The sequence below is a fragment of the Paraburkholderia sp. DHOC27 genome (genome assembly GCF_003429005.1).
In the GTDB taxonomy this organism is placed as follows: Bacteria; Pseudomonadota; Gammaproteobacteria; order Burkholderiales; family Burkholderiaceae; genus Paraburkholderia.
This window is the reverse complement of the sequence record NZ_QVQV01000001.1, coordinates 1,406,569-1,425,088: the sequence shown is the minus strand read 5'-3', so window position 1 is coordinate 1,425,088 and position 18,520 is coordinate 1,406,569. Positions and strand designations below refer to the sequence as shown.

General features: G+C 63.3%; 17 protein-coding genes. 3 read left to right on the top strand and 14 right to left on the bottom strand.

What is annotated here, in order from left to right:
• Nucleotides 1-181: 181 nt before the first annotated feature.
• From D0B32_RS06265 to D0B32_RS06215, 11 genes are all read right to left on the bottom strand, one after another.
• Nucleotides 182-823 carry a glutathione S-transferase family protein gene (locus tag D0B32_RS06265; RefSeq protein ID WP_117332798.1) on the bottom strand — a complete coding sequence of 214 codons (642 nt, stop codon included), beginning with the start codon at nt 821-823 and terminating at the stop codon, nt 182-184.
• 230 nt (nt 824-1,053) lie between these two features.
• Nucleotides 1,054-3,084 (bottom strand): phosphoenolpyruvate--protein phosphotransferase, encoded by a 2,031-nt coding sequence (gene ptsP, locus D0B32_RS06260; protein WP_117332796.1) that lies wholly within the window; start codon nt 3,082-3,084, stop codon nt 1,054-1,056.
• 98 nt (nt 3,085-3,182) lie between these two features.
• Nucleotides 3,183-3,560: a PTS glucitol/sorbitol transporter subunit IIA gene (locus D0B32_RS06255; RefSeq protein ID WP_220444906.1), complete on the bottom strand. Its 378-nt coding sequence runs from the start codon at nt 3,558-3,560 to the stop codon at nt 3,183-3,185.
• 19 nt (nt 3,561-3,579) lie between these two features.
• Complete coding sequence (locus D0B32_RS06250; protein ID WP_117332792.1) at nt 3,580-4,617, bottom strand: PTS glucitol/sorbitol transporter subunit IIB; 1,038 nt, start codon at nt 4,615-4,617, stop codon at nt 3,580-3,582.
• A 49-nt stretch (nt 4,618-4,666) separates the two neighbouring features.
• Nucleotides 4,667-5,221, bottom strand: a complete 555-nt coding sequence (locus D0B32_RS06245) for a PTS glucitol/sorbitol transporter subunit IIC (RefSeq protein ID WP_220444905.1) — start codon at nt 5,219-5,221, stop codon at nt 4,667-4,669.
• A gap of 111 nt (nt 5,222-5,332) precedes the next feature.
• On the bottom strand, nt 5,333-5,728 hold the full coding sequence (locus D0B32_RS06240; RefSeq protein WP_117332791.1) for a transcriptional regulator GutM: 396 nt from the start codon (nt 5,726-5,728) through the stop codon (nt 5,333-5,335).
• A 400-nt stretch (nt 5,729-6,128) separates the two neighbouring features.
• A complete protein-coding gene (locus D0B32_RS06235) occupies nt 6,129-7,568 on the bottom strand; it encodes an acetoin dehydrogenase dihydrolipoyllysine-residue acetyltransferase subunit (protein ID WP_117332789.1) in 1,440 nt (479 codons plus the stop codon).
• A gap of 1 nt (nt 7,569) precedes the next feature.
• Nucleotides 7,570-8,616: an alpha-ketoacid dehydrogenase subunit beta gene (locus D0B32_RS06230; protein WP_117332787.1), complete on the bottom strand. Its 1,047-nt coding sequence runs from the start codon at nt 8,614-8,616 to the stop codon at nt 7,570-7,572.
• The gene (locus tag D0B32_RS06225) at nt 8,613-9,653 is read right to left on the bottom strand and encodes a thiamine pyrophosphate-dependent dehydrogenase E1 component subunit alpha (protein ID WP_117333486.1); all 1,041 of its coding nucleotides are present in this window, start codon (nt 9,651-9,653) and stop codon (nt 8,613-8,615) included. Before D0B32_RS06225 ends, D0B32_RS06230 begins: the two co-directional genes overlap by 4 nt.
• Before the next feature lie 29 nt (nt 9,654-9,682).
• Nucleotides 9,683-11,014: an NAD(P)H-dependent oxidoreductase gene (locus D0B32_RS06220; RefSeq protein ID WP_220444904.1), complete on the bottom strand. Its 1,332-nt coding sequence runs from the start codon at nt 11,012-11,014 to the stop codon at nt 9,683-9,685.
• 507 nt (nt 11,015-11,521) lie between these two features.
• Entirely contained in the window at nt 11,522-12,511 is a 990-nt protein-coding gene (locus D0B32_RS06215; RefSeq protein WP_220444903.1) for a sugar-binding transcriptional regulator, read from the bottom strand.
• Between the two features lie 87 nt (nt 12,512-12,598).
• Between D0B32_RS06215 and D0B32_RS06210 the strand changes: the two genes are divergently transcribed.
• Entirely contained in the window at nt 12,599-13,480 is an 882-nt protein-coding gene (locus D0B32_RS06210; protein ID WP_117332783.1) for a hypothetical protein, read from the top strand.
• A gap of 34 nt (nt 13,481-13,514) precedes the next feature.
• A complete protein-coding gene (locus D0B32_RS06205) occupies nt 13,515-14,117 on the top strand; it encodes a hypothetical protein (protein WP_117332781.1) in 603 nt (200 codons plus the stop codon).
• Between the two features lie 12 nt (nt 14,118-14,129).
• Here the strand turns inward: D0B32_RS06205 and D0B32_RS06200 are convergent, their stop codons facing one another.
• Both D0B32_RS06200 and D0B32_RS06195 read right to left on the bottom strand, forming a co-directional pair.
• Nucleotides 14,130-14,918: a phytanoyl-CoA dioxygenase family protein gene (locus D0B32_RS06200; RefSeq protein ID WP_259294894.1), complete on the bottom strand. Its 789-nt coding sequence runs from the start codon at nt 14,916-14,918 to the stop codon at nt 14,130-14,132.
• A gap of 101 nt (nt 14,919-15,019) precedes the next feature.
• Nucleotides 15,020-17,044 (bottom strand): arabinofuranosidase catalytic domain-containing protein, encoded by a 2,025-nt coding sequence (locus D0B32_RS06195; protein WP_259294893.1) that lies wholly within the window; start codon nt 17,042-17,044, stop codon nt 15,020-15,022.
• A gap of 139 nt (nt 17,045-17,183) precedes the next feature.
• Here D0B32_RS06195 and D0B32_RS32240 point away from each other — a divergent pair, with 139 nt between their 5' ends.
• Nucleotides 17,184-17,441: a hypothetical protein gene (locus D0B32_RS32240; protein ID WP_147329500.1), complete on the top strand. Its 258-nt coding sequence runs from the start codon at nt 17,184-17,186 to the stop codon at nt 17,439-17,441.
• Nucleotides 17,442-17,636: 195 nt separating this feature from the next.
• Here D0B32_RS32240 and D0B32_RS06190 read toward each other — a convergent pair whose 3' ends face one another.
• Complete coding sequence (locus tag D0B32_RS06190; protein WP_117332777.1) at nt 17,637-18,509, bottom strand: class I SAM-dependent methyltransferase; 873 nt, start codon at nt 18,507-18,509, stop codon at nt 17,637-17,639.
• Nucleotides 18,510-18,520: the final 11 nt, after the last annotated feature.

Here is an 18,520-nt window from a genome sequence, read left to right as displayed (position 1 = left end):
CGCACCGTGTATCCATCGTCAAACGCGCAACAGCCGGCACGATTGACACGTAATCATCAACGATTCGTGGGTCGGAATGGATACGTTTGATCGGGCGGCTTTAGCGCGCAGTCCTGGCGACGACTGCCCCGATAACTGTAGTCGGTCCTCCACGCGTTTTCAATGAACGCTGTGAAGTCGCTCAGGTCAGCATGGGGGTGAAGCCGGGATCGCCCTTTTGCATCGCGCGCCGGTACGCCTCGCGCGCACCGATCCGCTGCAGATACGCGAGGATGTTCGGATACGGCGCGAGATCGAGCGGCATGAAGATGCGCATGGTGGTGAGCGAGAACACCGTGACGATATCCGCGGCCGTGAAGGCGTTGCCCGCCAGGAAGTCCGTTTCGCCCAAACGTTTTTCGACCAGACCCAGCACGAGATCCAGTCTTTCGTCGACCCACTTGCGCATGGCGTTGTCGGCGGGAATGTCGAGCCTGCCGAGAATCATGCTGCGTCCGAGATTGGGCTGCAGCGAACCGTTTGCGAAGTGAAACCAGTAGAGGTAGTCGGCGAAGCTGGGATCGGTGGACGCGGGCACGAGTGTGCCGCCGCCGTGTCGCGCCATCAGATACTCCATGATCGCAGCGGATTCCGCCATCACCACGTCGCCATCCGTGATGATCGGGGCCGTGCCCAACGGATGCAGCGCCTTGTACTCCGGCGGTCCGAGCCGCGTCACCGGATCACGCTGGTAAATTTTCAATTCGTACGGAATGCCAAGTTCTTCGCACAGCCAGACAATACGTTCCGACTGGGACTTGCCCAGATGGTGGATGGTGAGCATGACCGTTCCTTGCAATGAGAGTCTGGGACTGTATCAGCACGCGCTGCCCCGCACGCGCGCCTGCGCGTACACGGGGCCACGATACCAGTCGGCGCGCGTTTGCAAAGGACGGGACGCGTCAGGGTTTTCGCCAGGCGCGACCCCCTGATGAGACGGGGAATGGTGAATGGGAGCGGCCGTGACCCGCCGTGACCCGGCGTCACGCACGAACCGCCCCGGCAGAACAAGACCTACAGTTCGCTGACGATCTTCTTGGCCCGCAGCACGGAGGATGGGCTCATGCTGAGTTCGTTGACACCGAGGCCGACCAGCACGGGAATCATGTCGGGCCGCGCCGCTGCTTCACCGCACACGGCCACGCTGATATTGGCCCTTTTTGCAGCCTCGCAAACCATGCCGATGGCCCGCAGCACCGCCGGATGATCCGTCCGGTAGAGCGAGGCGAGACTCGCATTGACGCGGTCCACCGCCATCACGTATTGCGTCAGATCGTTGGTGCCGATCGAAAAGAAGTCCACTTCGGGTGCCAGCAGATCCGCCGTCAAGGCGGCCGCCGGCGTCTCGACCATGATGCCGAGCTTCGGCATGGCGCACGCCACGCCCGCCTGGCGCAAGGCCTGCGCGCAGTTTTCCAGCATGACCTTGGCGCGACGGATCTCGTCGAGATCGTCCACCATCGGCAGCATCACGTGCACGTTGCCGAGCGTTGCCGCGCGCAGCAGCGCACGCAATTGCGGCTCGAACACGTCAGGACGGTCGAGACACATGCGCACGCCGCGCCAGCCGAGAAACGGATTGTCTTCGTGTGGAAATGCGATGCCGGGCACCGGCTTGTCGCCGCCCACATCCAGCGTACGGATCACAACCGGACGTGGATGAAACGCCTCGGCGAGACGGCGGTACACATCGTATTGTTCGTCCTCGTCGGGCAAGGTCCGGCGGTCCATGAAGAGCAGTTCCGTGCGGAACAGGCCCACGCCCATCGCGCCCGCTTCGAGTGCGGCGTCGATCTCCGCGAGCGAACCGAGGTTGGCGGCGATCTCGATGTGACGGCCGTCGCTCGTGACCGGCGACACGTCGCGATACACGCTCAATGCCGCATGACGGCGGCGCTCCTGTGCGATCCGCGCGTCGAACTCCGTCTGCCATTCCGGCGACGGATCGAACCACACCTGCCCGTGTGCGCCATCCAGCGCGACCCGGCTTGCCTCGCGCAACAACTCCTCCGGCACCGGCAGGCCCAGCACGGCAGGGATGCCATGCGCCCGCGCCATGATGGCCAGATGCGAGGTCGCGCTGCCTTTGGTGCAAACCAGTCCCACGATATTGGCCACCTTGGCGCGCGCGAAATCCAGTGCAGTGAGATCGGCGGCGAGCACCACGCACGGCTCCGCGAGCGCGGCGAGACTCACGTCCTCCTTGCCCAACAGACGCAGCGCCACTTGCCGCGCAATGCCGCGGATATCGTCGGCGCGGCTACGCAGGTATTCGTCGTCCATAGCGAGGAACGCCGCCGAGAGTTCTTCCCCCACCTGTAGCGTGGCGGCGGCAGCATCCCAGCCCGCGGCGATTTTCTCCTTCACTGCGCCAGAAAAATCATCGCTTTGGGCAACGTCCGCGAGTGCCTCGACGATATCGTCGTGCTGCCCCATTGCTTCGAACTGCTGATCAAGTGCTGCAATAGATTCGCGGAACGTCGTGCCGAAGCGTGCCAGTTCACTTTCCACCTCATCCGGCTCGATGAATTGCCGCGTGGCGCGCAATTCCTCCGGCAGATACACGAAGGCCGGCCCGCATGCGAGACCTTCGCTGGCCGGCACGCCGTGCACGGGAGGTTCCGTAGATGCATCGCAGCCGCTGCTTGCAGGCGCCACGTCCTGCGCCGCGGCCGGCTCGTGGTGGGTTCCGTTCGATGCGACCGCAACAGCTTCGCCCTGCGCCTCCTGCCCCGCCGCCGTACCCGCACCGTTCTTCGCACCGTCGTGCCGCGCCAGCGTCACGCCCGCCGTCGGCTCCGACAAAAACTGCAATAGCCGGCGCACCGCATCGCTCTCGTCCGAACCGTCCGCGCGCAGCAGAATCTGGTCGTCCTGCTTGACGCCCAGCAGCATCAGCTTGACGGCGCTTTTGGCATCGGCGCACGTCGAGCCGCGAAAGATCTGCAACGAGCAGGAAAACTCTTTCGCGAGCTTGGCGAACTGGGTGGCCGGCCGCGCGTGCAGACCTTCATTCACTTTCACGACGATGGCGGTTTCAAGCATGGCAAGACCTTCTCATATCAGACAATCGACAGACGTCATCACGGCAGATGGGTCACGGCAAAAGCATCCAACACTGACAATGCACTTCGCCCCGCACCTCAGCGATCGACGATCTCGATCACCGTGCCGCTGCGCATGCAGGCGAGCAGCGCCTCCGTATCCACCGGTTGCGCGCAGATTTCGCCGGGGCGCTCAGCGGTCTGCGAGCCGTTGAAATTGATCACCACGTGACCCATTTCGTTGACCTTGTTCCAGGCCGTCGGACCGACCGCGGTGACGGACGCGCTGACCTCGCCGATGCGCAGTTGCGAACCGGCAGCCGGCGCCTCCGTATGCGCCTGCTCGGCGCGATGCAGCACGGAGACTTCGGCGAGTTCCGGCGGGGCGCCGTCCGCATACAGGATCAGCACGCCACCTTCCAGCAGGTCCCGCACCTCGGGGCCAACGTCCGAAATCACGGTCTTGTAGTAATGCATGGTCATTTCATCCCGTCAGTTAAAGAGCGAAACTCGCGGCCCACGCGATCAGCACCGAGATCGGGCCCATGATCTGCCGGCTGATCAGCACCGCCGGCACGCCGATGCGGATCGTCTCCGGCTTGGCTTCGCCGAGCGCCATGCCCACCGGCACGAAGTCGCAGCCCACTTGCGTGTCGTAGGCGAACAGCGCCGGCAACGCCATCTGCGGCGGAATCGTGCCGTTGCCGATGGCCGGTCCGATGATGGCCGCGCCGATCACCTGGGCAATCACCGCACCCGGTCCGAGTACCGGTGACAGAAACGGCAGCCCGCAGATCGCCGAGAGCACGATCAGGCCGATGATGTTGCCCGCGAGCGGTGAGAGCAGATGCGCGAGCCCGGTGCCGATGCCGGTCGAATTGATGATACCGATCAGCATGGTCACGAAGGCCATGAACGGCAGCACGTTGCGGATCACCGTGTCGATCGCCTTGCGGCCGCTGTTGAACAGCACGTTGACCACGCCGCCCATGCCGCGGCCAATCGACGTAATGAAGCCGATCAGCCCGCGCGAGCTTTGCTCCACCTCGCGCGGCGAAGCGGCACGGCTTGCCGGCGCCGCGAACGGCGAGGTGGCCGCAGCCGCGCTCATCACGCCGGCCGCACGTCCGCCTGCGCTACCGTGAGCACCGTCGTCTTCGACCGCCGTCAGGTTTTCCGGCGTTACGCCCGATACATAGGTGTCCTCGGTAATGAATTGCGCCAGCGGTCCCGACTGCCCTACCGAAGTCAGATTGATGGTGGGAATCTTCTTGCGCGGATAGACCCCGCAGCGCGCGGTGCCGCCGCAGTCGATCACGACCGCCGCCATTTCCGATTCCGGCGGTGGCGTACGGAAGCCGTCCACCAGCACGCCGCCCGTCATTTCGGCCAGACGCTTCGCCAGTTCGGGCATGGTGCCACCCGTCACCGCAACGATCTTGTTGCGCTCCGGAGTGGGTTGAATGAACAGCGGACCACCCCAGCCATTGGGGCCCCGCTCCACTTTTACCGTCCGGTATGCTCGTGTGTCCATTGCAGGTCTCCTCAGTCTCGATGTTGGATTGACAGCCAGTGGCAGTGCATCACAGTTCGATGTTTTCCCGGTGCGCCAGCATCCGGGTCAACCACTCGGTGAGAATGCCCTTCAGCAGATTCACGACGAGACCGACGATCAGATAGAACAACGCGAGCTTTGGAATGGAAAACGCCAGCGCATGCGTTTCCGCGAGCTTGGTGAGACCGGCCGCCACCCCGAGCCAGACGAACAGCTCACCTGGATTGCAGTGCGGAAAGAGCCCGGTGATGGGGTGACACAGCGAGACAGCGGAATCGTAGAAAGCGGGCTTGTGTTTTTCTTCGAGGAACACGCCGAAGGTGTAGGCCATCGGGTTGGTGAGGAAGAACATGGCCAGCAGCGGCAGCAACGTATAACGGGTCAGCGCATTCTTCGAGAAGAAACGCGCGAGTCCCTGAATCCGTTGTTCGCCCACCAGCGCGATGATGGTGTACACCGCCGTCAACAGCACGATCAGCGTGGGGAGGATACCGACGACGAAGCCCACAAACGTTTTACCGCCGGCATTGAAGATGCCGATAAACCCTTCTGCGACATGCGTGAGCCAATCAAGCATGAACATGGCGAATCTCCCAGATGAACCGAAACGATCGCGAAAAGCTCCGGCAAGACGTGATACGGCGTGACCCGACGGAACCGGACAGAACTGCCTGCTGTACTACGTAGAAGGGAATCAGGTGGGCGCTTCGGCGGCGCGCTGGGCACGCTCGAGCGCATCGGAGGCGGCCTGCGTGATGCTGCGTCGCAGCTTCGAGGCCTTCAAGCTGGCGACGAACTCGCCCGTCGTCAGACCCGTGAAGCCGTCGTGCGGACGAAAGCGCGTGAAGACGGTCAGACCGGACATGCTCAGGAACTGGCAGACGCGCAGATCGGCAGACAACACGACGATCGCCACCGCGCCGCGTCCCAGTTTGACCTTGCAGGAGCCGACGCCGAGAAAGCCGCTGTTCCAGCGGCTTGCCGCGCCGCGCACCGCGTCGGTATAGCGGCGCATCTGAAACCACGAACCGACCAGTTGCAACGCCCAGAACACTGCCAGGGCGAGTAACGCACCGCGCACGAAGTCCATCGTCGTCTCCTGTGTGGACGGGAGTCAGCGGTTCGGCGCCTGTCCTGTCCCATGCTTCGCAGTGGACCTGAGTGGGCGTTTCGACGCTTGCTCCTGTGCCACCGTCTCTGTTGTTTGCCGGAGTTTTTCGCTGCCCTGGCAAGGCAACGCACCGTTTGGTGAGCTCTCTGGGCTCTACTCGTTCAACTGTATATCGCTGCCAGAATCCGTCGCGTACTGAACCCGCTCCGATGACGAACTGAACATCTTGTACTTTGAATAATACAATTGTTCATGTTGTTTATCATTGGGGAAAACGCCAGCCATTCCCCCCATTCCCCCATTCCCCTGCCATCCATGCACCTGTTGCCGCGATGCCTGCTGCCGTAGTTCGCTAGCCTATAGGACTCCGTACGCTACGTCATCCACGTGCGGCACACGCCAGCGCATTCACCGTCGATGCCGCCGCGATGTTCTGCACGACCACGCGCGCCACCTCGGCCTGGGCTTCCAGATACGGCAAGTGACCCACGCCATCGAAACGGTGTACCGCCACATGCCCCGGCAGACCCTCGGTATGACGCACCGGCAGTATCCGGTCCTGCTGTCCCCACACCACCCGCACCGGCATGGTCAGATCATGCAACAGATGCCTGAGGTCGAGCGCCTGCGTGCCGTCCGGGAAGAAGCGCCCGGCCACCGCCGCGAGACGCTCGCGCACCTCGGCAGGCTCCAGTTGCTGCACCGCCGTCGCGAGAAAACCTTCGTCCATGCGGGCCGGGTTCGCGAACAACTGCTTGAGCCAGGCGGCCAGACTCGCACGCTGCGTGGCCTGCGTGACGCCGCGAATGAACGCCCCGTTGCTCTCCGGTCCGAGACCCGCCGGTGCGAGCAGCGTCAGCGAAGCGATTTCCAGGTGCGGCCGTTTTGCATTCCCGATGGCGTTGTTCTCCAACGTATTCGACGCCAGTGCCAACGCCAGCGCACCGCCAAACGAATGCCCTACAAGGTGACAACGCGTGATGCCCGCGTCAAGCAGGGTTTGCGCGAGCGCGCCGACCATTTCTTCGAGCGAGCCGGCTGCGTCCGCACTGGATTTGCCGTGCGCGGGCAAGTCGATGGCCAGCATGCCCTGGGTGGGCGCGGCGATGCGCGCGACGGCCTGCGAGAACGGCCGCCAGCTATTGGACTCGGCCGCGAAGCCATGCAGCAGAACCAGCGGGTCGCCACTGCCCTTGCGTAGGGTGATGCTGTGCAGCGGCGCGTGTCGTGTGCCGCTGGGTGTGCCACCGCGTGTGCCGCTAAGTGTGCCACCGCTTGCAGACTCGCCAGTCAGCGCGGCCTTGCGCAGGACGTCTTGCGCGGCCACGCGTCCGTGCGGTCCCGAGCCGCTTATGTCGACCAGCCAGAGCCCATGCTCGCGGGCCAGCCGTCGGGCCGCCGGCGTCGCACGCAGGGGTTGCGGCGCGTTGGGTGCGAGGGCTTCCACTGCATCCGAAGTGCCTTCCGCTTGCGTCGTCTCTACCTGCTCAGCTTCACCTTGTGACGCTGCCACGGCAGCGTCATCCGCCCCACTCTCCCGCTCCTGGTCTCCTGCTCCATCTCGTTCTACCAGCGCCTCACCCGCCGCATAAATCCACGCGACCGCCGTGCCCACCGGCACGGTCTTGCCGACCGGCGCGTTGATCTGCCGGATGATGCCGCTCGCCGGCGCGTCGATTTCCATCGTCGCCTTGCTGGTCTCGATCTCGAAGATGAGTGTGCCTTCGCGCACCTCGTCGCCTTCGCTGACATGCCACGCGGCAATCATGCCCTCGGTCATGTCCATGTCGACGCGCGGCAGAATGACTTCGGTCGGCATCTCAGCCCCTCCCGCCGACGATGCGCCGTGCCGCCGCGACGATGTCGTCGATCTGCGGGACCGCCGCCTTTTCCAGCTCCGGGTTATATGGCAGCGGACAGTCGGCGCCGCCCAGCCGGATCACCGGCGCATCGAGATAATCGAAGGCTTCGCTTTCGCAGGCAATCGCGGCGATCTCCGCGCCCACGCCGAGTTGCTGCACGCCCTCGTAGACGCAGATGAGACGCGAGGTCTTGCGGATGCTCGCGATAATCGCCTCGCGGTCGATGGGCCGGATGCTGCGCAGGTCGATCACTTCGGCGTCGATGCCTTCCTGCTCCAGCACGCCCGCCGCTTCCAGCGAACGGACCGCCATCATCGAGGTCGCCACGATCGTCACGTCCCGGCCCGCGCGGCGCACTGCCGCCTTGCCGATCGGCACCGTGTAGTAGCCCTCCGGCACCGGCCCTTTGCTTTTGTAGAGCAGCTTGTGCTCGAAGATCAGCACCGGATCGGGGTCCTCGAGCGCGGCGAGCAGCAGGCCCTTCGCATCATGCGGGGTGCTCGGCTGCACCACCTTCAGACCCGGGACGTGGGCGAACCACGCTTCGAGACTCTGGCTATGCTGGGCCGCCGCGCCGGTTCCCGAGCCGGCGGGGAAGCGCATCACCACGGGCACCGATGCTTCACCGCCCAGCATGAAGCGCATCTTGGCCGCCTGATTGACGATCTGCTCCATCGCCAGCGTCGCGAAGTCGGAGAACTGGAATTCGTAGATGGGCCGCGAGCCGGTCATCGCCGCGCCCACTGCCACGCCCGCGCCACCCAGTTCGGAGATCGGCGTATCCATCACGCGTTCGGCGCCAAAGCGCTGATAGAGATCGCCCGTGACCTGAAATGCGCCGCCGTAGACGCCGATATCCTCGCCCATCAGAAACACGCGCTCGTCGCGCTCCATGGCGATGGCCATCGCTTCCTGAATGGCCTGCGCGTAGGTCAGCTCGCGCACCGCATCCTGCGACCCGCTTTGTTCCGCCGCCTGTACTTGCTCCAGCACGTCCGTGGTCATTGCTCGCTCCCGCCGCTGGTTGCATACACATAACGGGTCAGGTCGGCGCGGGTCGGCGCCGGGCTGTTCTGCGCGAATTCGAGGCCGGCTTCGATCTGCGCCTCGACTTCTTCGCGTAGCGTGGCGACGCTCGCGGCGTCGAGCACACCGCACTGCACCAATTCGCTTTCGAAGCGCACGATCGGATCGCGCGCGCTCCATGCGTCGATTTCCTCACGCGTGCGATAGCGGTTGCGATCGCTCTTTGAGTGCCCGCGCAGCCGGTAGGTCTCGCATTCCAGCAGCGTCGGCCCTTCTCCCTTGCGGGCGCGGGCAACGGCCTGCTCGCTGGCATCGAGCACGTCCGCGAAGCTGTTGCCATCCACCGTCACGCCGGGGATGTCGTAGGCCAGCGCGCGCTGCGCGATATGCGCCACCGCCGTGGAACGCTCCACCGACATCGACATCCCGTAGCGGTTGTTCTCGCACACGAAGATGACGGGCAGCTTCCAGATGGAAGCGAAGTTGAGCGACTCGTGGAACGCGCCTTCGTTGTTGGCCCCGTCGCCGAAGAAACACATCACCACGTTGTTCCTGCGCTGTTTTTTCACGGACAGCGCCGCGCCTACCGCGATCGGCATGCCGCCGCCTACGATGCCGTTCGCGCCGAGGTTGCCACGGCTCACGTCGGCGATGTGCATCGAGCCGCCGCGGCCGCGGCAATAGCCGGTCTCCTTGCCGAAAAACTCCGCGAACATCCGCTTCGGGTCCGCGCCCTTGCCGATGCAGTGTCCGTGGCCGCGATGCGTCGATGTGATGTAGTCCTGATCGGTTAGCGGCAGCGTCGCGCCAATCGCGCTCGCTTCCTGACCGATGGACAGATGCATGGTGCCGTGGATCAGCCCGCGCATATAGGCCTGCTCGGCGCTTTCCTCGAACCGCCGCACGAGGTACATCTTGCGCAGCGCTTCGCGCAACGTTGCCGGATCGTGACGGCGAAGCACCGGCGGCAACGGCGTGGCCGTCATGGCCGGCATCGCTTCCAGGGTTTGCTGCATGTCCATCCTCCCAAACTCGGTTGTGCGGCTCAGGCGACGGCGAGCGGTTTGCCGTACACCATTTCGTCCTGCAGGCGGCGCAAGGCCACGATGGGCGAGCTGGTATCCACCGCGCAGTTCCGATAGGTCAGCAGTTCGCCGCGACGGATCGGCTGCATAACACGGCCATTTTCGATCAGCCCACACGGCACCGCATGCTGCGTGCGTGCATCGCCCACGGTCATGGCCCACGCGCGATAGGTGTATTCGCCGATCGCGTCGAGCCGCTCGCCCGGCTGCAGATCCTTCTTCGCCACCGCGCACACCTCGACCACCGGCACCGGCAGCGGCTCCATGTCGGCGCGGCGATACAGCACCGAACGGGCGCAGGTGAGCGGCACTTCGAGACTGGTCAGGTGATACGGACGGTAGAACGTGTAGTACGGTCCCTCGCCAAGCTTCAGGTCTTCCATGCGTTCGCGCAGACGCGGATGCGCCAGCTCCGCGACCACGAACACGCCGGGCGCCACGCCCTTGCCGATCGTGTAATCCACCACGCCCTTGCGCGACAGGATGCCGCCGTCGGCCTCCGGACACAGCACCTTGTGCAGTTCGTCGAGCGTCGCCGACGGCCCGTGCATGCCGGGCACGTCAGGCGTAAGACCCGTGGCGTTACCAATGGCCGCCATTTCCACCGCCGTTTTCGAACCGTCGACGAACTCCACCAGCATGCGAGGGTTCATGTTGCGACGCTTCGCTTCGTCCATATAGAGGTCCGGCGTCGCGTCGATATTGAGCGGGTTGTTCTTGCCCTTGCCCGCGGCGACGATCGGATAACCCAGCGCGCTGACGAACTGGATCAGCTCGATGGTGGAACTCGGTTCGTCCCCCGCGCCGAGCGAATACACCACGCCCAGACGCTCCGCTTCGCGCCGCAGATACGCGCCGATGGTCACGTCCGCTTCCACGTTCATCATCACGAGGTGCTTGCCGTGCTCCATCGCGACGAGGCCGATCTGCGCACCGACCGCCGGCTTGCCGGTAGCGTCGATCACCACGTCGATCAGGCCGCTCGTGCACACCGCGTCCACGTCCTGCGTAATCGCGATCTCGCCCGCTTCGATGGCCTGCTCGACGCCGGCGCGCGTATCGACCATCCGGTAGCCGGTGTCCGAACCATTCGCGACGCGCACCGCCGCGCGGGCCGCTTCGGGACGCAGATCGGCAATCGCGCCGATCTGAAGGCCGTGCATCTGCCGCACCTGGGTCACGATATCCGTGCCCATTTCGCCGCTGCCAATCAGACCAATGCGGATCGGGCGACCAGAGGCGGCGCGCTTTTCGAGGTCGGCCGCGAGGCCGCTGGGGGTGATGTTATGCATGGGCATAGCTCCTGAATTGCGGCGCATGAGCGCCCGACGAAGTGCGGATAGACAGTGAACCGGTCTCGACCTGATGCAGAACTTATGTATTTCACAATAGCACTTTGTTCACACCAGGGACAAGGACGTGTTGCGCTGAAAAGGGTGTTTTGGGCTCGGGATTAACCCGTAGGCGAGTGGCGCGAATTCGCGCTTTGGTCGAGGTGGTGGGGACTTGCGGGGATGGGCCGGATTTTCTGCGCGGTGCGCTTCGCGTGGGTCGAACACGCGCGAGAAGGCGGCGGAGGCAAGGCGCGACGCCTTGATCCGTCAGGATTGGGGGATACGTTCGAGGAAAAGCCGAGGCGTGTGCCAGATGCGCACGTTGATCGCGCGGTGATAGCAAGGTAATAGCCGCTGAGCACTGGCGTCAGTCAGTGACAGTCACGGAGGCATGCAGTATTGAAGGATGCTGCTCTACGACGTTGCTTTAACCAGCTAACAAGCCGGTCAGCGCATCGCACGCACTCAACCCGGCCCTGCCAGTTTCAGCACGTCTTTCGCGGTGTACTCATCGGTGATGAACACCGTGGGCCTGACGATCTTCAAGGCACCGGCAATCGCCTGCACCTTGCTCGCGCCACCGGCTGCCAGCACGCGCACGGGCACCTTCGCGATGATGTCGAGCGGCACCGACATCACGCGCTCATTGATCGGATGATCGACCAGCTTGCCGTCGGCGTCGAAGAAGTTGAACAGCACGTCACCCACCGCGCCCGCCTTGATGACCGAGGCGCGGTCGGCATTCGAAATGAACTTCGACACATGCGAGGTAGCATCCGGCCCCGTGCCGGCGGCGCTGAACACGACCGCATCGAGCGACTTCGCGAGTTCGAAAATATCGCCGAGTCCACAGTGCTCGATCAGCGTCTGACGGGTGGCCGCGCTATCTACCACCAGCGGCGCGGTCATCAGATAGCAGTCGGCCTGATAGAGCGAGGCGAAGCGCCACGCGAACTCGGCCGGATTGAACTTGCGCGCCTTCATGATGCCGCCGAGCAGCGACACCACCGACACGTTCTCCACGGTGCGCTCGTTCATGAACGCGAGCGAATTCACGAGCGTACGACCCCAGCCCACGCCGATGCGCATGTTGGCGCGCACCAGCGACGAAACATAAGCGCCGGTAGCAGCCGCCACCGGTCCAGTGGCATCCGCGCCGCGCGCCGACAGCGGCACGACGATGGCCTCGTCGATACCGAAGCGGCTTTCGAGCAGTCGCTCGGCCTCGACGCAGTCCGCCAGGCGATCGCCAATGGTGATCTTCACCTCATTGCGCTCGCGTGCGGCAGCCAGCAGACGCACCACCGTCACGCGCCCCACGCCCAGTTTCAGCGCGATTTCGTTCTGGGTCATTTCCTCGACGAAATACATCCACGCAGCGCGCAAACGCAGCCGGCGCGCGGGGTTTTGCTCGTCGTTTTCGACGCCCTCCGTGGCAACGCTCGCTTTCTGCAACCTCGGCTCCCATGATGAAAAAAAGTCAGTCTAACGGCTGAACACTTGTGCTATCTTAACTTCAAATGTTGCAACATTGAGACGCTCATGGAGTCAAAATCGCCTTTGCCGCAGCATCTGGGCCGCGACATCAGTCAAATCGGGCTGGCGCTGCGAGACTGTGCGCGTCAACTGCGTTACGCGGCGCGCAACGTGCCGGGGCCGGTGAAAAACGACAGACCCATTGCCACGCGCGCAACCTCATCCGCAGCAGCGCCTCTCAAACCCCCTTCTTATTTGTCGCTCGAATCGGTCGCGCATCTGGCGGACGATCTGATCGAGACGGCTGAGTCATTCGCGAGTCACGCGGTCCCTACCTTGCAGGACCACTGGAAGTCGCCGGTTCCGCTCGAACCGCTCACCACGTACCTCGAACTGTCCACGGGTTCGGCGAAGGCACAGCGCAAATTCTCGATGACGTTTTACGCCGCCGCGAAACGCATGATCATGCAAAGCGGCGCAACGGATGTGCTGATCTTCGAACACCGCATCAGTGCCACGCTCGAACGCATGAGTGTCGCGCTGACCGGGCCTGAACTCGCCACGGAAACCGGCAAGCCGGCGGAGAAGATGCTGACTGCGGCGATTGCCTCGCGCAGCGCATTGTGCCTCGCATGCGCGCAACTCGTGCTGTCGTTGCTCGAAATGCAGCCCATTCGCAGCACGCGTTTCGATTCGCTGCCCGATGCAAATGCACCGTGGTGGCTCGTCACCGAACCGAACGAATATGTGTTCCTGATGCTCGCGCTGACCTCGCTTGCCAAAGATACCTGCCCGTCAGGTGTGCCAGGCGAACCCGATGCGGCCGTGCGTTTTTTCTCCGACGTGGTGGGCGCGCGCGAATCAGCCTTCAGACAGGCCCTCAAAGGACCCGAACCGCTGCAAGCGTTGAGCCGCGAAATCGAATACGTGATCACGCATCTTTGCTGAAACCGGCGCTTGTCCGCGCCGAGGAGCCGTGTGAATGAGTCAGCCGATCTGCAGCATTGGAGCGCAGGAAATCGCCACCTGGAAGCGCGTGCAAAAGCTGACCTTGTGCCGCCAGCTACTGCAACGCTGCTGCGACGAGTACGGCGAGCGCCACGCGCTGCAAATGGAGATCGACGACCGCAACTTCACCACCGCGTTTTTCGCGTGGCTGGATGTGGTCACGCATCATGCGGACTATCGGCATCAGAACCCGCTCGACTATTTTCACTTCGCGTTTGGCGTGCTGCTGCGCGACCTGCTGCGTGAAAAAGCGGTGCGTGTGAAAGGCGATGCCTCCACGCAGTTGCGCCCCTCGCCCGGCAATATCGCGGACTGGTGGCCGGCCGGCTACGTGCTCACCTACTTTTGCGCTGGCACGTTGAAGCTGACGGTGCGCGAAGAATGTGGCGTCGAGGTGCAAACCTCCGACGCGCTGACACAACCCACGGTGTGGCAATCGTTCCGCGAGAATATCGTCGAGGAACCGGGTCTCGCCATCGCCTACTTCGACAAGTTCATGGGCGTCGAGCCGAACTGGCGCGAACCGAGCCAGCTCATGAACCGGCCTGCTCTCGCGCGGAGTGAATCGAAGGTCTGAGCGCAGACACATTCAGTAGGCGAAGCGCAGATAGCTCTCGCCACCCTCCAGCACATCGACACCATCCACCTGCGGCATGTAGCGCAGCAGGCGTTTGCCGCGCGCGCTCAGCGTCTGATACACATTACGTGGCACGTCGATGTGCACCTCGGGCCTGAAATACCAGCTCCGGCTGTAACCGATCACCACCATCGGACGCGGCGAATCCGTGTTGTTTGGCGTGCCGCGATGCAGGGCCCTGACATCGCGAATCATCACGTCGCCCAGTTGCATGGGAATGGCATGCAACGGCAACTCGCCCGCCGCATACGCCTGCATGGCATCCTGCGCATTCATGCGGTGCGTACCCAGCGTGGTTTCGAACGGACCGTTCTCCGGCGTGACATCGCACAGCGGAAAATTGACGGCCAGCTGAAACGACGGCGTCTCCGGCAGATCGTCGAACAGCGCGGGCGTGTCGCGATGGATGTCCTGATAGGTCGAGCCTCGCAGCGGCGTATCCGAAGCGAGCTGACACATGACCGGGTCCTCACCCGCCACGCGTTCGACGATGGCGAGCACATCCGGGTCGCAGAAGATCTGCTCATCGGCGAACACACCGGCAAACGGCAGCGTGATGTAGTGACGGTTGGCACCGCGCACCGCCGTGGTCGCGTGCTCGAGCCGATGCGCGAGAATGGCGTCGAACGCCTGCCGCCACAACACCAGTATGTCTTTGCGGAAATGCTGTTTCAGCAGCACCATGCCATCACGTTCGAACTGGCTCGCGTAGGCGTCGAGCGCTTCGTTTGAATAACGCACTGAAACGGTCCCCCTGAATGAAAAACACCATCCTGCCTCCACAGGATGGTGCCATGAAACAACCTCATCAACAACGAGACTCAACCCAGCGACTCAAGACTTCAGGACGACGCTCCCGGGGTAGGCGGCACGATGGCCAGCGCCGGGCAGTAGTGCGTCGCGCTCAGATACGGCGTTTGCTGTGCACGCACGCCAGCGGCGCTCGAGGTGGGCGGGTCGATATAGACGGTGGCGTTGTTCGAACCAGCCGGGGCCGTGAACGTCATCGTCACCTTCCACCAGTTGCCCACCTTCACCGCGCTGATCGACGTGGCCTGACCCGAACCCCACGTGCCGCGCACCGCAGCACCCGTGTTGGTATTGATCACCCAGCCGAACTCCGTGCCGTTCGAGTCATCCGTTTGCACGGAACCGCCCGGGAACACCGTTGCGTTGGTCGTGGCCGCGACGTAGTCCGTGAACGTGTACGTTTGACCACCCTGCACACGGATGATGTCGTGGATGTTGGCGACTGCCGAGCCGTTGGTTGCCGTCACGGCTGCTGCGTCCTGCTTGTTGCCCGAGATACCCGTTGCAGCCACCGCGGTACCGCCATTGGATTGCGTCCAGGCATCAGGAACAGCGAGATTCAGCGGCGAATTGACCAGATTGTTCGCATAGCAGGCGGCCTTGACCGGATCGGCCGGCGGCCCGTAGAAGCTGGCGATGCTGGTCTGGATCTGGTTGTCCGTTGCATCCGACGACATCTTGGTCAGCACGGCGCCTTCGAAGAATTCGATCGGCGCTGCGCTGCCGTCGCCGCCTTCGCCGAGCGACAAACCACCTTGCCATTGGCCGTTAAAGGCATGACCGGCCGGATTGCTGAAGATATACGCTTCCGGCGGCGCGGCTTCGAAGTCCGTCGTCAAGGTCGCCTGACTCGATGCCCCGCCCTTCACCGCGAACAGATTCGACGCCGTTACCGGAGAGTATTTGGCGAGCACCGTCATGAACTTCTCGCCCTTCGGCTGCTGAGGTCCGTACAGATACACGCCTGCCTCTGCGTCGACACCCGGCCAGTTGATATCGAGGCCATTACATACCGGGTCCTTGGTCGTGGGCGATTGCGTGGTATCGCCATCGCAGTAGCCGAACACTGCCGCAGCGCCGTTCGAGTAGGCGAGCGCAAACATTTCGCCTTCGATTTCGCCCTTGGCGTAAGTGGCGGGATTCGCGCTGCTTTCCATGTTGCCGTACGTGCCGCAGCAGGTGGACGACTGGTCATAGTGCGCGCCTGCCACCATGTATTCGGAGATCTCGCTGTCGCCAATCGACTGGTTCACCGTGCCGAAGCGATTGCGATAGGCCTGCCCCGCCAGCGTCGCGAGAGCCGGAATCTGACCGCCTTGCAGGTTCATGAAGGTGAGTTTGGCAGGCGTGCCAGGCAGTGCCGGCAAGTCGTTACCAATCGAGACCTGCTGCGACGGCGCCGCCGTGGTCAGTGCCGTAGGCGGTTGCAACAGTTGCACCGTCAGCGTGCCCGTACCCGGCAGCGTGATGGTCGCAAAACCGTTCAGCACCGGTACGCTGATTGCCTGCGAGGTCGCGCTGCGCGGGATGGTCAAGGTTTGTCCACCGCTCGCGGTGAGCGACAGCGTGCCCGTCACGTTGCCGAACGCGCCGCCCTTGAGTGCCGCGACCTGATCGATCTGGTCGTACAGATAAGTAATGGAACAGGTCGTGTTGTTGCAGAAGGAGTTGATGCTATTGACGTTGGCCGAGCCGATCTGGCTGCCGCTACCGCCGCGCGGCAAAGTGCTGGCGGTGTACGGATAGATGTTCTGGGTCTTGCCGTCAGAGGCGCGTTGCAGTTCGAACAGCGGGCCCGCGTAGTTCTTCGTCAACAGACGCACCACGCTATGGGCCGCGGAACACGCCGTGCCTGCCGTAGCAGCGGCGTCGCAGGGTAACGGCGTCTTCGACGCGAAGTCGGCTGAGGCATCGGCATTCGCCTCTGCCGGTGTACTGGCCGCCGGCGTGCTGCTGGGCGACGTACTGGTATTCGCCACGCCCGCCGCCTGCGAGCCCGCGCCGCTGTCGCCGTTACACGCGGCGAGTGCGACGGTCATCCCTAACAAAAGGGACATTAATCCCATTCCTCTGGACATCATGACTCCTCCTATGAAACCAAGCTTCGGATTGGACCCAGCAAAACATTAGTTGTACAAACTTATCTGGAAACGTCACTACTCAAGCAAGTGGTTCGGAACTGTCGATCGAGCGCCAGTGTTTTCTATCAAGCCGGAATGGAACGATGCGTTGCGCGCGTCGCGCCATACCCGGCATGCGGTTGAAACGGCAGTGAAACGTTTGCGCAAAAGCGCAGGGTTTAACCGCGTCATTCGTCGCGGCACGCCGCAACCCAGACTCGTCGTCTCCTGTACGTGGTTTGAAGCCTTCGTCCGGATGGACGCTACGCCGGTTGCCGGATACGGTCTGACGCTGCGTGCGGAATCATCGAGTAATAATATTACTCAACATTAGTGATTTTCATTGTTGGGACAATCCCCTATGCCGTGGGCTGAATGATGCAGTGCAGCGTCGCGCGGCAGCGCGGTGGGACACGGCAACGGTCAGCACGGCTGAATATTATTGCTAATATCACCGCGATAATTTTCTGGATTTATTACGTTTTTATTGCAGCCGTTCCAGCGGGCCGTTGCTCTCGCTGCCCTTCATTTACGACCGGTCAGCGTTCGCCACCAGCAGTTCCTCGGCATGGTTGGGTGGACGCAAGCCATCGGTGCGGTCCGCAAAATAGCGCTGGGTCAAATCTGCGGCTGAGACATGCCGGGCAGCGCCGAAACCTGCGTCATGGGCGAGCCTCAACATGTCTTGCGGCGTGAAGAAACTCAGAAATGGCGTGCCGCTTGCGCGCGCGCCCTTCTCCGCCATCTCGAGACCGGGACGCACCTCGGGGTCAGCCAGTTCCAGCGGCAACAGAAACGACATGACGAGCGTCGAGCCTGGCGCGAGCGCCGCAACCTCGCGCAGCGTGGCCGCGTTGGCCTCTCTCGTGAGATACATGCTGACGCCTGTGGACACCACCACGGCCGGCCGGTGCGCGTCGAAACCAGCCTCGACGAGTGCATCGTGCCACGACGAACCGGCCTCGAAATCGACCGGTACGAAACGCAGCCAGTCGGGCTGCCCGAAGCCGCATTCGATCAGCCGTTGACGCTTCCACGCCTGAGGGCCCGGCCGGTCGATCTCGAACACGCGCAGATGCGACGCCACCTCCGGCCTGCGCTGCGCGAAGCTGTCCAGCCCGGCGCCGAGAATCACGTATTGACTCACACCGTGGCGGGCCTGCTCGATGACCAGATCCTCGATGAAGCGCGCCCGTGCAACGATCGAAGCACGAAACGGCCGCGTGAACTGCGGGTTCATGTCGCCGCGCGCACGCCAGTCGTCCGGCGGCGCGAGCAACTTCAAACCGACATCGTCTTTCAGCACAGGCGGCACGGCGTCGACTTCGAGGTGCAAGGCGCGCCACAGGGCGACGCGCGCGGCGGTGCTGTCAGGACCTTGGTTCGATGTGTCACTACTCATGATTCTGGCTT

Excerpts from the sequence above, each read along its gene's own strand:
- D0B32_RS06235 (WP_117332789.1), bottom strand. The coding sequence starts at position 7,568 with ATGCCGACCGAAGTCATTCTGCCGCGCGTCGACATGGACATGACCGAG.
- D0B32_RS06190 (WP_117332777.1), bottom strand. The coding sequence starts at position 18,509 with ATGAGTAGTGACACATCGAACCAAGGTCCTGACAGCACCGCCGCGCGC.
- D0B32_RS06255 (WP_220444906.1), bottom strand. The coding sequence starts at position 3,560 with ATGCATTACTACAAGACCGTGATTTCGGACGTTGGCCCCGAGGTGCGG.
- ptsP (WP_117332796.1), bottom strand. The coding sequence starts at position 3,084 with ATGCTTGAAACCGCCATCGTCGTGAAAGTGAATGAAGGTCTGCACGCG.
- D0B32_RS06220 (WP_220444904.1), bottom strand. The coding sequence starts at position 11,014 with ATGCATAACATCACCCCCAGCGGCCTCGCGGCCGACCTCGAAAAGCGC.
- D0B32_RS06240 (WP_117332791.1), bottom strand. The coding sequence starts at position 5,728 with ATGGACTTCGTGCGCGGTGCGTTACTCGCCCTGGCAGTGTTCTGGGCG.
- D0B32_RS06205 (WP_117332781.1), top strand. The coding sequence starts at position 13,515 with ATGAGTCAGCCGATCTGCAGCATTGGAGCGCAGGAAATCGCCACCTGG.
- D0B32_RS06195 (WP_259294893.1), bottom strand. The coding sequence starts at position 17,044 with ATGTCCCTTTTGTTAGGGATGACCGTCGCACTCGCCGCGTGTAACGGC.
- D0B32_RS06265 (WP_117332798.1), bottom strand. The coding sequence starts at position 823 with ATGCTCACCATCCACCATCTGGGCAAGTCCCAGTCGGAACGTATTGTC.
- D0B32_RS06210 (WP_117332783.1), top strand. The coding sequence starts at position 12,599 with ATGGAGTCAAAATCGCCTTTGCCGCAGCATCTGGGCCGCGACATCAGT.
- D0B32_RS06225 (WP_117333486.1), bottom strand. The coding sequence starts at position 9,653 with ATGCAGCAAACCCTGGAAGCGATGCCGGCCATGACGGCCACGCCGTTG.
- D0B32_RS06245 (WP_220444905.1), bottom strand. The coding sequence starts at position 5,221 with ATGTTCATGCTTGATTGGCTCACGCATGTCGCAGAAGGGTTTATCGGC.
- D0B32_RS06250 (WP_117332792.1), bottom strand. The coding sequence starts at position 4,617 with ATGGACACACGAGCATACCGGACGGTAAAAGTGGAGCGGGGCCCCAAT.
- D0B32_RS06230 (WP_117332787.1), bottom strand. The coding sequence starts at position 8,616 with ATGACCACGGACGTGCTGGAGCAAGTACAGGCGGCGGAACAAAGCGGG.